The sequence below is a fragment of the Bradyrhizobium sp. 482_C4_N1_8 genome (assembly GCF_052075965.1).
GTDB classification, from domain to species: Bacteria; Pseudomonadota; Alphaproteobacteria; order Rhizobiales; family Xanthobacteraceae; genus Bradyrhizobium; species Bradyrhizobium barranii.
In genome coordinates this window covers 3,780,849-3,794,640 of sequence record NZ_CP197231.1, presented here as the reverse complement: position 1 = coordinate 3,794,640, position 13,792 = coordinate 3,780,849, and the positions used below count along the sequence as shown (strand labels likewise).

At 63.7% G+C, this 13,792-nt stretch carries 13 protein-coding genes and 1 pseudogene; 5 read left to right on the top strand and 9 right to left on the bottom strand.

From position 1 onward, the window contains the following. Nucleotides 1–21: 21 nt before the first annotated feature. The 3 genes and pseudogenes from AB7Z56_RS17880 to AB7Z56_RS17870 form a co-directional block, all read right to left on the bottom strand. On the bottom strand, nt 22–435 hold the full coding sequence (locus tag AB7Z56_RS17880; RefSeq protein WP_063982602.1) for a hypothetical protein: 414 nt from the start codon (nt 433–435) through the stop codon (nt 22–24). Nucleotides 436–528: 93 nt separating this feature from the next. Then, the gene (locus AB7Z56_RS17875; RefSeq protein WP_341850524.1) at nt 529–2,058 is read right to left on the bottom strand and encodes a citrate transporter; all 1,530 of its coding nucleotides are present in this window, start codon (nt 2,056–2,058) and stop codon (nt 529–531) included. A 255-nt stretch (nt 2,059–2,313) separates the two neighbouring features. After that, nucleotides 2,314–2,731, bottom strand: a pseudogene (locus tag AB7Z56_RS17870) (response regulator). 232 nt (nt 2,732–2,963) lie between these two features. Here AB7Z56_RS17870 and AB7Z56_RS17865 point away from each other — a divergent pair. Further along, on the top strand, nt 2,964–3,257 hold the full coding sequence (locus tag AB7Z56_RS17865) for a hypothetical protein (protein WP_063982600.1): 294 nt from the start codon (nt 2,964–2,966) through the stop codon (nt 3,255–3,257). Between the two features lie 262 nt (nt 3,258–3,519). Then, nucleotides 3,520–3,795 carry a hypothetical protein gene (locus AB7Z56_RS17860; protein WP_187388017.1) on the top strand — a complete coding sequence of 92 codons (276 nt, stop codon included), beginning with the start codon at nt 3,520–3,522 and terminating at the stop codon, nt 3,793–3,795. Between the two features lie 400 nt (nt 3,796–4,195). On the opposite strand, the gene AB7Z56_RS17855 is transcribed toward AB7Z56_RS17860, so the two are convergent. Further along, nucleotides 4,196–4,438 carry a hypothetical protein gene (locus tag AB7Z56_RS17855; protein ID WP_063982598.1) on the bottom strand — a complete coding sequence of 81 codons (243 nt, stop codon included), beginning with the start codon at nt 4,436–4,438 and terminating at the stop codon, nt 4,196–4,198. Nucleotides 4,439–4,752: 314 nt separating this feature from the next. After that, nucleotides 4,753–5,547, bottom strand: a complete 795-nt coding sequence (locus AB7Z56_RS17850) for an ATP12 family chaperone protein (protein ID WP_354124171.1) — start codon at nt 5,545–5,547, stop codon at nt 4,753–4,755. A 74-nt stretch (nt 5,548–5,621) separates the two neighbouring features. Here AB7Z56_RS17850 and AB7Z56_RS17845 point away from each other — a divergent pair, with 74 nt between their 5' ends. Further along, nucleotides 5,622–6,068 (top strand): hypothetical protein, encoded by a 447-nt coding sequence (locus AB7Z56_RS17845; RefSeq protein ID WP_354124170.1) that lies wholly within the window; start codon nt 5,622–5,624, stop codon nt 6,066–6,068. A gap of 197 nt (nt 6,069–6,265) precedes the next feature. Here the strand turns inward: AB7Z56_RS17845 and AB7Z56_RS17840 are convergent, their stop codons facing one another. Genes AB7Z56_RS17840 through AB7Z56_RS17830 form a run of 3 tightly spaced genes read right to left on the bottom strand, consistent with a single transcriptional unit; the run spans nt 6,266 to nt 10,273 of the window. Continuing rightward, nucleotides 6,266–7,480, bottom strand: coding sequence for an RluA family pseudouridine synthase (locus AB7Z56_RS17840; RefSeq protein ID WP_247301710.1), 1,215 nt, complete (start codon nt 7,478–7,480; stop codon nt 6,266–6,268). A gap of 52 nt (nt 7,481–7,532) precedes the next feature. Continuing rightward, entirely contained in the window at nt 7,533–8,870 is a 1,338-nt protein-coding gene (locus tag AB7Z56_RS17835; protein WP_354124169.1) for a replication-associated recombination protein A, read from the bottom strand. After that, nucleotides 8,867–10,273 carry a DegQ family serine endoprotease gene (locus AB7Z56_RS17830; protein WP_354124168.1) on the bottom strand — a complete coding sequence of 469 codons (1,407 nt, stop codon included), beginning with the start codon at nt 10,271–10,273 and terminating at the stop codon, nt 8,867–8,869. The genes AB7Z56_RS17835 and AB7Z56_RS17830 overlap by 4 nt, the downstream gene beginning before the upstream one ends. 313 nt (nt 10,274–10,586) lie before the next feature. Here AB7Z56_RS17830 and AB7Z56_RS17825 point away from each other — a divergent pair, with 313 nt between their 5' ends. Further along, nucleotides 10,587–12,218 carry an OprO/OprP family phosphate-selective porin gene (locus AB7Z56_RS17825; protein ID WP_085405464.1) on the top strand — a complete coding sequence of 544 codons (1,632 nt, stop codon included), beginning with the start codon at nt 10,587–10,589 and terminating at the stop codon, nt 12,216–12,218. 41 nt (nt 12,219–12,259) lie between these two features. On the opposite strand, the gene AB7Z56_RS17820 is transcribed toward AB7Z56_RS17825, so the two are convergent. Continuing rightward, nucleotides 12,260–12,643, bottom strand: a complete 384-nt coding sequence (locus tag AB7Z56_RS17820; RefSeq protein ID WP_085405463.1) for a winged helix-turn-helix transcriptional regulator — start codon at nt 12,641–12,643, stop codon at nt 12,260–12,262. 133 nt (nt 12,644–12,776) lie between these two features. On the opposite strand from AB7Z56_RS17820, the gene AB7Z56_RS17815 reads away from it, so the two are divergent. Then, the gene (locus AB7Z56_RS17815) at nt 12,777–13,790 is read left to right on the top strand and encodes a zinc-binding alcohol dehydrogenase family protein (protein ID WP_354124167.1); all 1,014 of its coding nucleotides are present in this window, start codon (nt 12,777–12,779) and stop codon (nt 13,788–13,790) included. Nucleotides 13,791–13,792: the final 2 nt, after the last annotated feature.

The following is a 13,792-nucleotide window of genomic DNA, read 5'->3' as shown; positions in this document are numbered from 1 at the left end:
TAAATCGGAAGGGCTGGTTCATCATTCGCCCGGCCACCATATCGCGGGCGGATCGCTAGCTGAAATCTTGTTTGGCCGCAGCGCTACCAGATGGCTGCGCTTGTAAGGATAGCCTCGGACCTCCGAGCAGTCCTTGCAGCGCATGTAGCGCTCCAGTTCATGGACCGGCGTCGCCTTCGGTCGCCGCACAATGTCGAGGGCGACGGTTTCATTGGTCTCGCAGCCAAGGCAGCGCACCTCGACGAGGTAGCGGTACCCCGCGTTCAGCGCGTCACCTAGCGTGGGCGACGGCTGGGCTGGTCCCTTGAAGCCGAGCATGCGCGCGTTCCACGCCTGACAGGCAAGCCGGTCGGCTGCCTTGCGAGCCTCCGCTGCCTGCTCTGCCGCCGCTCGAACCGACGCGCCGTAAATGCTCTCGCGTGACTTCGTACCCATACCCGTAGGATCGCCGGGCCGCGTGGAACAGGCAAGCCGCTACAGATTGCGGTGGATGGCGTGCCGGGCACAACGGAGGCGACGCGCCACCCGTCACGCCCAAGCTTCCAGCAAGGCCAGAAACCCTGCGATTGGATGCGCTGGCGCGGCCCGCCCGTGTCCTGTAGTCCGCGCTCCCGGCGCGCTGTGCGGCCTTCCTGCGGCCTCGTCCGTGACGCCTGTCTCTGGCGTGGTGGTGGAACGCTCGACGCTAGCCAGTTTGTAATTCATGTCCAACTCAACACGCTTCTTGTGTGGAGCGTCGGCAGTCCACCCAACAATGGCGAGCATCACGATAAAGCCAACGATATACGACACCGCGACAAACCAGCCGTGTCGCAACCACAGCCCGACAGACTTGGCTTCCGGATACATGTTCGAGATTGCGACGCCCGCAGACGAGCCGAACCAAATCATCGAACCGCCGAACCCCACGGAATATGCAAGGAAGCCCCAGTCGTAACCGCCCTGCTTGAGCGCAAGCGCTGTCAGCGGAATGTTGTCGAACACCGAGGACAGGAAGCCGAGACCCAGCGCGGTTTGCCACGAGGCCACCGGCAATTCTTCGACCGGCATAAAGGACGCATTGGTGACAAGGGCCAGAAGGAAGACCGTCCCCTTTAAGGTTTCCGGCATGATCGCCCAATCGGGCTGACGCAGCGGCGCGGTCGCGAGGATAACGATCCACAATGCAAGTCCAATCACGGGGACGGCATCGAGCACCGTCGGAAATTTCAAGTTGGCGATGACGTTAGCCACAATAGCGATGATCAGGATTGCAGCGACAATTCCCACATAAGTCCATTCGATATGCAGGCCACGCTGCGCATCCTTTTTGATTGGGGAATGGCGGTGCTGTACGAGCGCCGCGGGTATCCCGTAGATCAGGAAGCCCGCGACGGCTGCAACATAAGCCTCGACGACACGCAGCGGGCTGATGCCGTCGATCCACATCATGGTGGTGGTGGTATCACCAACGACGCTGCCTGAGCCGCCAGCGTTAGCGGCTGCAACGATTGCGGCAAGGTAACCGATATGTACTTTGCCCTTGAAAACGTGGCGTGCCATTGTGCCGCCGATCAGGGCGGCGGCAATATTGTCGAGGAAGCTCGACGACACAAATACAATAGCAAGCAGAGCCAAGCCGCCACTCCAACCATTTGACAGGAATGCTGGCATCGCGTCGGGAATTCGGCTCTTCTCGAAATGACGCGACAGAATGGCGAAACCGATCAGCAGCAAAAACAGGTTAGCGAGGGTCACCCATTCGTGGTGAAGCTGGAACATCAGGCCGGTTAAGCCCTCCCCCTGTCGGAAGCCAGTAAACAGGAGCTTGTAAAGTGTAACGGCCACAAGCCCGGCCAACGCCACTTGAAGCGTCTTGTGGTGGAACACGGCTACGCCCAACAACGTCAGGCCGAACAGAATGAAATCAACCGGGACGCCGAAGAGGTAGAGGGGCTGTGCCGAGTACACGCCATTCGCGGATGTTGCCGAGGCCGGATTTTCGAACAGGACAGCTAGGGTGGCCACCGCAAAGAATTTGGCTCGTGGCAGGTCTTTGGGTGACAGTCGATGATCCATTGGGCGCACGCTTTCCGCGTGGCGGCCCGACCATCGCTTGACCTGTCACTGCTGCATGCAGCGAACACCCGAAAGTCGTTCTACATACCAACGGTGAGAAGGCAACCGTATTCGACGACCGGGCCGTCGTGGTGATCCGTGATGTCCGCTTCCGGTGAGCGCCGCCTGCCACCTGTCCGTCGCCGTGGACCCGCAAAACAAGCGGTCTGCCTGACGATGGCGACCCTCCGCAATCGGTCGCCTGTCTTTTGATCGTTAGATCGGCGAGCCTGTGTTAAGTAGCTGGGATACCGCCGTAACTAATTGGGCTGCAGCAAACGGCTTGTTCAGCAGAATGCTGTTAGGCACGCCTTTCGACGCCCAATCGTCGGCGGCAGCCCCCGTCACGTAGACTATAGGGAACGCAGGATCAATTTCGCGAGCCTTCTTTGCAACGCGCCATCCATCCAATTTGCCCTTCAGATTGATGTCAGTGACAAGCGCCCCGATACCGCACCTCGCTGTTCTTGATGACAACGCCGCCGTTGAGCAACGTCACCGCCTCGTCACCCGAGGCCGCGATGGCAGGCTCAAAGCCGCCTTCAGCTAGCGCATCTTCGATCATCTGCTGAATGAGGTCGTCATCTTCGACGACAAGTACGACTGGCAACTCCGCCACGATCCACCCGACCATTTAGTTCCATGCGCAAACGCAAAGCAGGCCGCATGGTTCCGTATGAACGTGCAAAAGTGAACATTGCGCGAGCGCTGGCGCCCGCGAGGGCAGTCTCTGCAAGATGGTCGGCAGGGTCCTTTGGAGGGCATGAATTTGTGCGGGGACCGCGCGACCGCACAAACCCTGCATATTTGCGTTTTTCGTTTTTCGATGTTTGTTTGCCGCATCTGCTTTTCAAAAGGCACGCCAGATGCGGCGCATTGATCTGTTTGAGGCCACAATGCAGGGCTGGTCGAGGCTCAATCCGGCGCAGCGCGAGCGGTTTTTCCAAGCGGGCCTGAAGGCGGCGCTGCGGCTCGACAGGCTGGAGTTTCGAGCTTGGCTCCTGCGACGGGTCAGGACCTCGCCGCTCTCCCCTCCGATCGATCTGGCCCGCTTCACGATTTCGGATGCCGATATTGCCCACCTTCTGAGGACGGCGCGCAATGCACCGGGCAGCGAAGCTGCCGCCGAGCCGGACAGGGACGAGGCCAATGGCGGCTAGAAGCCGCAGGCAAACTTAAGAGGGAAGAGTTGTGATCTAGTTCACATCCTGGACCCAAAGATAAATGATACCTTGAAATTAATGGTGCAGATCAACTCGAACAACGAGGGTTGGATCATGTCCGCCATATTCGACTTCCTCTACCGCGAATACTGCCGTGCCCGCCTCGTCGAAATGCGGAAACAACTTCTGATCTCGCCTGAAAGGCATGAGGTCCCGGAAGCGATTTGCGATGCTAAGGACGCTGTCGGCGAGCAGGGCAATGACAGGCGCGGCATCACGGCATCGCGCCATCAGCACGTCGAGCGCCAGCGTTCTCGAAACCCTTTGCGGTCCTCTCGACCGACGCTGGTCTGATGATCGCCAGCACCTCGTCGGTGACGGGGCGCTGGTCGCGATCGATCCGGCTCGCTTAACGATTTCGGATGCCGATATTGCCTTGCTGCTGAAACAATTGCCTTTGAGGGCGGCGATGCCGATGGCGACAAGATCGCGCGACCCGGCAAACGAGGTGTGGTGCTCATTTGTGGACTTCTAACTACCACCCCGGCAAAGGACCCCCTTCGCCGGGGGCCGTAACCATCACTACTCTGCCTTCGGTGCTTCAACCGCAGCCGGTGCATCCGCCGGAGCCTCCACAGCCGGAGCCTCCGTAGGAGCTGTCTCCACAGCCGGAGCTGCCTCTGGTGCCTTCACAACTTCCTCTACCGTTGGTTCATCTGGTGTCATTGCGATCACTCCTCGGGAGGTTGGGGAAAACCGGCGTGGGCACCTCCCATAAACCTCCCAAAATCGGGCGGGTCTCCGTCACCGATGGATGCCGAGAATAGAGCGGTGATGGAGATACTGTTCCGCAAAACAACGCGAGCTAATGGTCAAAATTGCTCATTCATGAAAATTAAAACGAAACGGGATTTTGCCATCAGATTAGGACGGCATCACGTCATCGCGCCATCACCACGTCGAGCGCCAGCGTTCTCGAAACCCTTTGCGGCCTTCTCGACGGACGCTGGTCTGATGGTCGCCAGCACCTTGTCGGTGACGGGGTTGCGGATCGTGACAGGCTTGCCGGTCACGTTGGCTTCCTGCTCTGCCACCGCACGGGCTTGCGTGCCGGGGACCAGGGCGTCGCCGTCATCGCTGGTGATGGAGACGACATCGGTGCTGCTTTCGAAATTCATTTTCAGTTCGCTTTCCAATGGACGGGAGCGGCAGTGCTCGCCCAGACGGAAGCGATAGTCGCCGGTTCAACCTCAGACAACGACGGCAAGCCGCAGGCGTTATCGGCCATTAGAAGGCCGTACAGCGCACCGGGAGCGCGGCACCCGACCGGGCCGCAGCGATGGGCGGGAGGGCGGAAACGCGGCGCTGCGGCTTTAAGCTTCGCCCGGAAATCGGCCGGGCGGCGTGCGCCGCTGTGCGCGGCCAGTCAGAGGAAGTGGGAAACCGTGCGTGGGAAACGCTTGATCTTGCTCGATTGGTCCTTTCCCTCTCGTTAAGGACCTTTGTCCACTTGCGGCTTCACGGCCGCCAGCACTGCGACGGCGGCCTCAAAATCCTTCAGGCGGGCGGCGCGGCGGGCACCCGCCTCCTCGTCCACGCCCCATTTCTCGGCGTTCCAGTCCTCGTCGACATGGGCGGCGGCCCAGACCTGGCCGGCATCGCGCACGCCATGGGCGAGCGCCAGCGCCAGCAGCGCAGAACCGGTCAGGGTCGTCACCACGTGGAGCGCCGCGATAGACCAGGGATCACCGGGCAGCGCGGCGCGGGCGGCCTGAACGGCCTCGTCCGGCTGCCTCACATGCATGATGCCTTCGGACAGGATGAAATGCGCGCCCAGCGTCTCCGCGGCCCAGAACAGCACGGGATCCCAATGCGTGGCCTCGCGGGCGACCAGCCCTTCGGGGTGGCCGGCGCGATAGAACAGCAGGTCGGTCTCGAAGTATTTTGCAAGGTCGTCGCTGACGAGCTCGACGTGATCGATGACACCCTCGACGACGCTGTTGGCGATCCGCGTCAGCGGCATGGTCACTGGATTAATCGTCTCGCCCTGGGCCGCCCATTCCGCGGCCACGGCATCGGCCAGCGCGCGCGACGGGATCACCACCTGGCGGGCCGATGGCGTCCGGATCGGCCTGCCGTCCAGCGTGATGGCGAAACCGCCCTCGGCCTCGGCCAGGCCCGCCTCCTTGTAGAAGCGCTTGCGCCGCGGCGTACGCGCGGCCTGGCGCACCGCCTCCTGCGGATCGAGCGGGGACCGCCCCGCAACCTCATCGAACAATTCGCGCATCTCGTTTCGGCCCCGGTCTCTGGATGCTAGGCTTGTAAGCCAAGACCGGCGGCTGATAAAGCGAGCGGCAAGGCATGAGGGAACTTGCGGGCATTGTGACCCTTCTCGCCGGACTCTGGCTGGCCGCGGCGGACGCCGGTTTCCGCACCCCGGAATCGCTGGTCCGCAATGTCTACGCGCATTACGGCGATGGCGCGCCGGAACTGTCAAAAGGCCTGCCGCGTGATGCCGCCTCCGCCCGGCAATTCTTCGACCCCAGCCTGCGCAAGGCCTGGAGCGCGCCGAGGGTCGAGCCCTACGACTTCCTGGTGCAGAGCCCGAGCTGGAAGCTCGGCCCGGTCGCGATCGCGGTCGTTCGCAGGCAATACGACAAGACCTATGTCGCGGCGAATTTCGACAATCGCGGGCGAAAGGTCACGCTGAACTTCGTCCTGGTCAACGGACCCGAAGGCTGGCTGATCACGGATGTCGAGAGCCCGCATGACAGTTTGCGGATGTTTCTGGAGCAGTTTCGGAAGTGAGGGGGTTGTTCGACTCACAGCTGTCATGCCCCGCGAAGGCGGGGCATCCAGTACGCCGCGGCCTATCGATTCAACCGCAACCGTCTCGGAGTACTGGATCGCCCGCCCCAGTGCGCAATTGCGCACAAGGCGGGCGATGACACCGGAGAATGTGGCTTACTCGGTCGCGCAACTGCCGCAGCCGGCACGTCCAATCCCTACTCTTCCGGCGCGTTCTCGATCGGATCAAACCGGCTCGCATCGAGCCCGAGCAGATTCCACGACTGCTGCATGTGCGGCGGCAATGGCGCGGTGGCGTCGATCACGCCGCCGCGCGGATGCGGAATGACGATGCGGCGCGCGAGCAGATGCAGCCGGTTTTGCAGTCCGCCCGGCAGCTGCCAATTCTCGATGTTGAAATATTTGGGATCGCCGACGATGGGGTGGCCGATATGCTCCATGTGGGCGCGCAGCTGGTGGGTGCGGCCCGTCACGGGCTTGAGCGACACCCAGGTCAGCTTGTTGCCTGCGGTCTCGACCACCGCATAGTACGTCACCGCGTGGCTGGCACCTTCGTCGCCATGCTGGGCGATGCGCATGATGGTGTCGTCCTCGCTCTCTTCCTTCGCGAGGAAGGTCGAGATGCGGCCCTGCTTCGGCTTCGGCAGACCCGGCACCAGCGCCCAATAGGTTTTTCGCGCGGACCGCGAGCGGAAGGCGCCGGTCAGATGCGAGGCGGCAAATCGCGTCTTGGCGATCAACAGGCAGCCCGAGGTCTCCCGGTCGATGCGGTGCACGAGGCGCGGCTTCTGGCCCTTGGAATCGCGCATCACCTCCAGCATCTGGTCGATGTGCCGCGTCATGCCCGAGCCACCCTGCACGGCGAGGCCGAGAGGCTTGTTCAGGACGAGGACGTCGTCGTCCTCGTAGATCGTCATCTCTTTGAGCGCCTGAAGCGTCTTTTGGGCACCTTCCGACAGCTCGCCGACAGCCTTCGGCGTGTCGAGCTTCAGCGGCGGGATACGGACGCTCTGGCCCTCCTCCAGCCGATCCTTGCTGTCGACACGCTTGCCGTCGACGCGCAGCTCGCCTTTGCGGACGACGCGCTGGATGTGGGAGAACGACAGGCCGGGAAAGCGCGCTTCCAGGAAACGATCGACGCGCATGTTGTTTTCATCAGCCGTCACCTTGACGGTCTGCACCTTCGTCGGCAGCAGCGCCTCGACGGGCTTTGCCGGCGCCGACGCTTCGGGCGCAGCCTTGGGCGGCCGCCGCTCGGCACGCTCCGCCGCAAAGCGCGGCGGCTTCGCACCCGGCTTGCCACCCAGCCGTGGTCCCGCCTTCTTCGCAGTGCGCGCCTTGAATGGACGCGAATCGTCGCGCTCGTCACGCGAGCGGGGCTTTGGGTTCATTCTCTTGATGCGGCGGCTCATGGTTGCCTGCGTACCCTAAAAGCCGGCTCCCGTCACGGCAAAATGGCCGTTTCTAGCGCGAGCCACCCCGCTCCTTCCGCAGCTTGGCCCAGTAATCCAGCCGCTTGCGGATCTCGCGCTCAAAACCGCGCTCGGGCGGGTCGTAGAAGGTCTGGCGGCCCAGGGCTTCCGGAAAGTAGTCCTGGCCGGAGAAGGCGTCGGGGGCGTCGTGGTCGTATTCGTAGGCCGCGCCGTAGCCTTCGGACTTCATCAGCTTGGTCGGGGAATTGAGGATGTGCTTTGGCGGTAGCAGCGAGCCGGCCTGTTTTGCGACCTGCATCGCGGCCTTGAAAGCCGTGTAGACGGCATTCGATTTCGGCGCGGTGGCGAGATAGACGACGGCTTGCGCGATCGCGAGCTCGCCCTCGGGATGGCCGAGGAAGTCGAAGGCGTCCTTGGCCGCGTTGGCAATGACGAGCGCCTGCGGATCGGCAAGGCCGATGTCCTCGACCGCCATGCGCACGACGCGGCGGGCCAGGAACAGCGGGTCCTCGCCGGCATCGAGCATGCGCGCGAGGTAATACAGCGCGGCGTCGGGATCGGAGCCCCGCACCGACTTATGCAGCGCCGAGATCAGGTTGTAGTGACCGTCGGCTGACTTGTCGTAGATCGGCGCGCGGCGCTGCAGGATCTCCTGCAACTGCGCCGCGTTGAAAATCTCGTCCGCCCGCGCCGAGCGCCAGACTTCCTCGACAAGCGTCAGCGATGCCCGGCCGTCGCCGTCGGCCATGCGCACCAGCACGGCGCGCGCCTCGTCATCGAGCGGCAGCTTGCGGCCCTCGACCTCCTCGGCATGCGCGAACAGTTTTTCGATCGCGGCGGCATCGAGCGAGCGAAACACCAGCACGCGCGCGCGCGAGAGCAACGCCGCGTTGAGCTCGAAGGACGGGTTTTCGGTGGTCGCGCCGACCATCACGACGGTGCCGTCTTCCATAACGGGCAGAAACGAATCCTGCTGGGCGCGATTGAAGCGATGCACCTCGTCGACGAACAGCAGCGTGCCCTTGCCCATCTCGCGGCGGGCGCGCGCGGCATCGAACGCCCTCTTCAGATCGGCAACGCCGGAGAACACGGCGGAGATCTGCTCGAAATGCAGATCGGTCGCATCCGCCAGCAGCCGCGCCACCGTGGTCTTGCCGGTGCCGGGCGGGCCCCAGAACACCAGCGAGCCGAGCGTGCGCGTCTCCAGCATGCGCGTCAGCGCACCGTCGGGACCGAGGATATGGTCCTGGCCAACGACCTCCGACAGCGCGCGCGGGCGCAGCCGGTCCGGCAGCGGATGCGGAGCCTCGTGGTCGAGCCCCGCCGCGGCGAAGAGAGTTGGCGTCTCCTGTGGTCGCTTCGGGCTCATCCGCCCAGCGTGACGTTGATCTGCTGGCCGCCACGCACCAGCGTGATGCGCCAGATCCGCGGCCGTTCGCCCGCCGCCTTTTCGAGGTCGGCGGTCCTGCCGATCTTCTGGTTGTTGACGGCGAGGATGATGTCGCCCTTCTGGAAGCCGACACTCGCAGCCGCGCTGTCGCCGCCGAGATCGGTGATCACGACGCCTTCGGTGTCGGCGTCCAGATGCAGCTCGTCGGCAACCGCCGGCGTGATGGACGAGACCTTCGCGCCCTGGAACGGCGAGCGCGCGGTGACGACGAGTTCGTTGCGGCCGGAGTCCGGTGCGGTCTCGAGCGCGATCGTGACCTTGAGCGGCTTGCCGCCGCGCTGCACGTCGATCTGCGCCGTGCCGCCGAGCGGACGCGTGGCGAAGCGGTAGTCGAACGCGTTGGGATCATCCACCGTCTGGCCGTCGATCCCGGTGATGAGATCGGAGGATTTCAGGCCGGCCTTGGCCGCGGGGCCGCTCGAGACCACGCTTGCGACCAGCGCGCCGGTCGGCGAACGCAGGCCGAGGCTCTCGGCGATCTCGGGCGTCACCGCCTGCAATTTTGCCCCTAGCCACGGCCGCTTCACCGCCTTGCCGCCGCTCTTGGCGGAGGCGACGACGACGCGCACCATGTTGGCGGGAATCGCAAAGCCGATGCCTTGCGAGCCGCCGGAGCGCGAATAGATCGCGGTATTGATGCCGGCGAGCTTTCCGCTCATGTCGACCAGCGCGCCGCCGGAATTGCCGGGATTGATGGCCGCATCGGTCTGGATGAAGAACTGGTAGTCGGTGATGCCGACCTGGGTGCGCGCGAGCGCCGAGATGATGCCGTGGGTCACGGTCTGGCCGACGCCGAAGGGATTGCCGATCGCGAGCACGACGTCGCCAACCAGCAGTTCGTCGGAATTGGTGAAGTCGAGGGTCGGAAACTTTTCCTTGGTGTCCTTCAGGCGCAGCACGGCGAGATCGGTGCGCGGATCCTTCAGCAGGATCTCGGCCTCGAATTCCCGCTTGTCCGACAGCGATACTTTCACCTGGTCCGCGCCCTCGATGACGTGGACGTTGGTGACGACGAGGCCGGAGGCATCGACGATGACACCGGAGCCGAGCGAGCGCTGCATCTGCTCGGGCTGCTGGCCCGGCACGCCGAAGAAGCGGCGGAAGATCGGGTCGTCCAGCAGCGGATTGCGGTTCTGCACCACCTTGGCGGCGTAGACGTTGACGACAGCTGGCTGCACCCGCTGCACGATCGGCGCATAGGACAGCCGCAGCTCGGCGGGCGAGGACGGTGTACGACGGTCCTGCGCGGCGGCCGGATTGAGGTGGGCTGAAAACGCTATGCACAATGCCGTGATGACGGCGGTCCGGGTCGATCGAAACATTCCTACCTCTCGGAAAAGACGCCGGAATATAGGCGCGTTCGCCCGCCAATAGAAGGGCGCCAGGGGGCATTATTCAGCCGCCTTTCCGGTGTGTCCGCCTTGCAAGTCCCGCATGCGAAATGACAATTTACCTGGGCGGTGGATTGGCATGATGCGCGTCATCCACCATTGTGGTGTCGAGCGGATTCGGTTGCGGCGAATTGGCATCAGTGGGAACCGCGCAACCGGGCGCAGCGTCGCGGGGCAGTCATCGATCATACCTAGGCTCTCCCGTTGCGACTTGGGGAAGTTCGTCAAATGATGGAGTCATGATGTGAGCAGGACAAGACTTGCAGCCACCGCGATTGGTCTCGCCGGTGCGCTGGCGGCCTCGCAGGCCCAGGCCCAAACGGCAAGCAGCAGCGATCAGGAGATCGCTCTGCTGAAGCAGCAATTGAAGATGCTGGAGCAGAAGCTCGACAAGCTCCAGAGCCAGACCGCCGCCAACACGGCGGCCACGGCGAAGGCCAAAGCCGAAGCAAAGGCGGAGGCCAAGGCCGAAGCGCGCTCGGAGGCGAAGGCGGTCGTGGCCAATGCCAGCGCGGCGATCCCGCTCAAGGGACCGGCGCCCGCGTCCGGCGCCGTCGTGACGATGCCGAACAACCGGCCGACCATCTGCACCGCCGACGGGGCGAACTGCGTCGCGATCACCGGTCGCGTGCACTACGATATGGGCGGCTATGACTATCGTCCCAACACGGCGGCAACTGTGCCGCAAAAACTGGACAGCGGCGAAAACGTGCGTCGCGCGCGCATCGGTGTCGTCGGGAAATTCCTCGAAGACTGGAATTTCGCGCTGATCTACGATTTCGGGGGCTCGTCCGACGGATTTGGCGGCACGGGCGCCGCCGGCGCGACCCCTGTCGGCTTCCTGCCGGGCGGAGGCACCTCCGGCATCGAGAATGCTTGGGTGAGCTACACGGGGCTGAAGCCGTTCGGCGGCAAGATGGCAATCGAAGCCGGCATCATGGACCTTGCCTGGACCCTGGATGAATCCACGAGTTCCAACGACATTGCGTTCATGGAACGCGCCTCGGTCGGCATCATCGCGCAAAATATCGCCGCCGGCGACTTCCGTTCCGCCGCCGGTGCCCGCTGGTACAATGACGTGTTCTGGGCCGGCGCTTACGTGACCGGCCCGACCTCGGGTGCCATTCACTCGGCCTCGAGCGTGTCACCTCCCGGGACCAGCGAGCAATACGGCGCGACCGCCCGCGTTGCGGGTCAGGTCGTGAGCGGCAACGACTACTCGGTGCATCTCGGCGCCGACGCGGAATGGCTGATCCAGCCGCCGCGCAATCTGCTCGCGAACACGCAAACGCTCACGCTCAGCGATCGTCCCGAGCTGCGCATCGATCCCACGACGCTGATCTCGACCGGAGCGATTGCAAATGTGTCGGGCGCGCAGGTCTATGGCGTGGAAGCCGCGGCCACCTATGGACCGCTCTGGGTCCAAGGCGAATACTACTGGTTCAACATCGATCGCGGTGCGAACACCGCGGTGGCGCCCATCGGTACGTCGAGCCTGAAATTCCAGGGGGGCTACGCACAGGCGGCCTATGTCCTGACCGGTGAATCGCGCAAGTACAATCCGAGCAACGCGGCCTATGGCGGCGTCAAGCCGAACAATCCGTTCTCGATCAACGGCGGCGGCTGGGGTGCCTGGGAGATCGCCGGTCGCTACTCGACCGTGGATCTGAACGATCAGTTGGCGACCGCCGCCGGCATCGCCGGCGGGCGGCAAACCGTCTACACGCTGGCGCTCAACTGGTACGTCAACGGCAATGTGCGCTTCATGCTCGACTATCTGCATGGCACGGTGTCGAAGCAGGCCTCGGCGGTGTCGGCGGCGGACACTGGCTCGAAGTTCGATGCGGTCGCGTTGCGCACGCAGTTTGCGTTCTGATGCAATCTCTTCCGGGAGCGGCACGGTCCGCTCCCGGAGAGTTACGCTGCGCGCTTCGGCTTCTTGACCGGCTCCGCTTCGGGCGGCGGCGCGCATGACAGCCGTTGCTGATGGCTTTCGCCCCAGGCCTTCAGGATGTCGATCACCGGCCGCAGGCTCTCGCCAAGCTCGGAGAGGCAATACTCCACGCGCGGCGGCACCTCGGCGTAGACCTTGCGGATGACGAGCTTGTCCTCCTCCAGCGCGCGAAGCTGCTTTGTCAGCATGCGCTGGGTGATGCCGGGCATCCGGCGGCGCAGTTCGCCGAAGCGCTGGGTGTCGTCCTGGAGGTGGTAGAGGATCACGCCCTTCCACTTGCCGTCGATCAGGTCCAGCGTCGCCTCGACCGAGCAGCCGGGACGCCGGGTAAAATCTCGCCGCTTCATGCGTGTTTTCCCAATAGTATCCAAACAGGGACTATATCCCCGAATTTACAGTACTTGCCAAATCGGGGCTAGCGGGACAGTTAGCGGGCCAGGCGCAGATCACAAGCTACGCGCCATTTGATGGAGACAAGCCATGAAGGCCGTCGGCTACAAAAAATCGCTTCCGATCGAGGATCAGGACGCGCTGATCGATTTCGAGACCGCAAAGCCCGAGCCCAAGGGGCGCGATATCCGCGTCGCCGTGAAGGCCATCTCGGCGAACCCGGTCGATTACAAGGTACGCAAGCGTGCCGCCCCGCCCGAGGGCGAGACGAAGATTCTTGGCTATGACGCGGCCGGAATCGTCGATGCCGTGGGTCCGGACGTCACGCTGTTCAAGCCGGGCGACGAGGTGTTTTACGCCGGCTCGATCCTGCGCCAGGGCACCAATTCCGAATTCCACCTGGTCGACGAGCGCATCGTCGGCAACAAGCCGAAGAGCCTGTCGTTCGCGCAAGGAGCAGCCCTTCCCCTCACCTCCATCACCGCCTGGGAACTGCTGTTCGACCGGCTCGGCGCGGTGCCGGGCAAGAGCGTCGATCCGCGCACGCTGCTGATCACGGGCGGCGCCGGCGGCGTCGGCTCGATCCTGATCCAGCTTGCGCGCCGCCTCACGGGCCTCACGGTGCTCGCCACGGCGACGCGGCCGGAATCGCAAAAATGGTGCCTCGATCTCGGCGCGCATGCGGTGATCGACCACGGCAAGCCGATGAAGGAGCAGATCGAGAGCTTGAGGCTGCCGCCGGTCGCGCTGGTAGCGAGCCTTACCTTCACCGACCAGCACTACAAGGCGATCGCCGAGTTCATGGCGCCGCAGGGTCGGTTCGGCCTGATCGACGATCCCCCGGAGTTCACCGTGAGCACCTTCAAGGGCAAGGCGATCTCGGTACACTGGGAATCGATGTTCACGCGCTCCTCTTTCCAGACGCCCGACATGATCGCGCAGCATCATCTGCTCAACGACGTCTCCGACCTCATCGACAAGGGCGTGCTGCGCACCACGCTCGACCAGACCTTTGGCACGATCAACGCAGCCAACCTCAAGCGCGCGCATGCGCTGCTCGAAAGCGGCAAGTCGCGCGGCAAGATCGTGCTCGAGGGGTGGTAGCA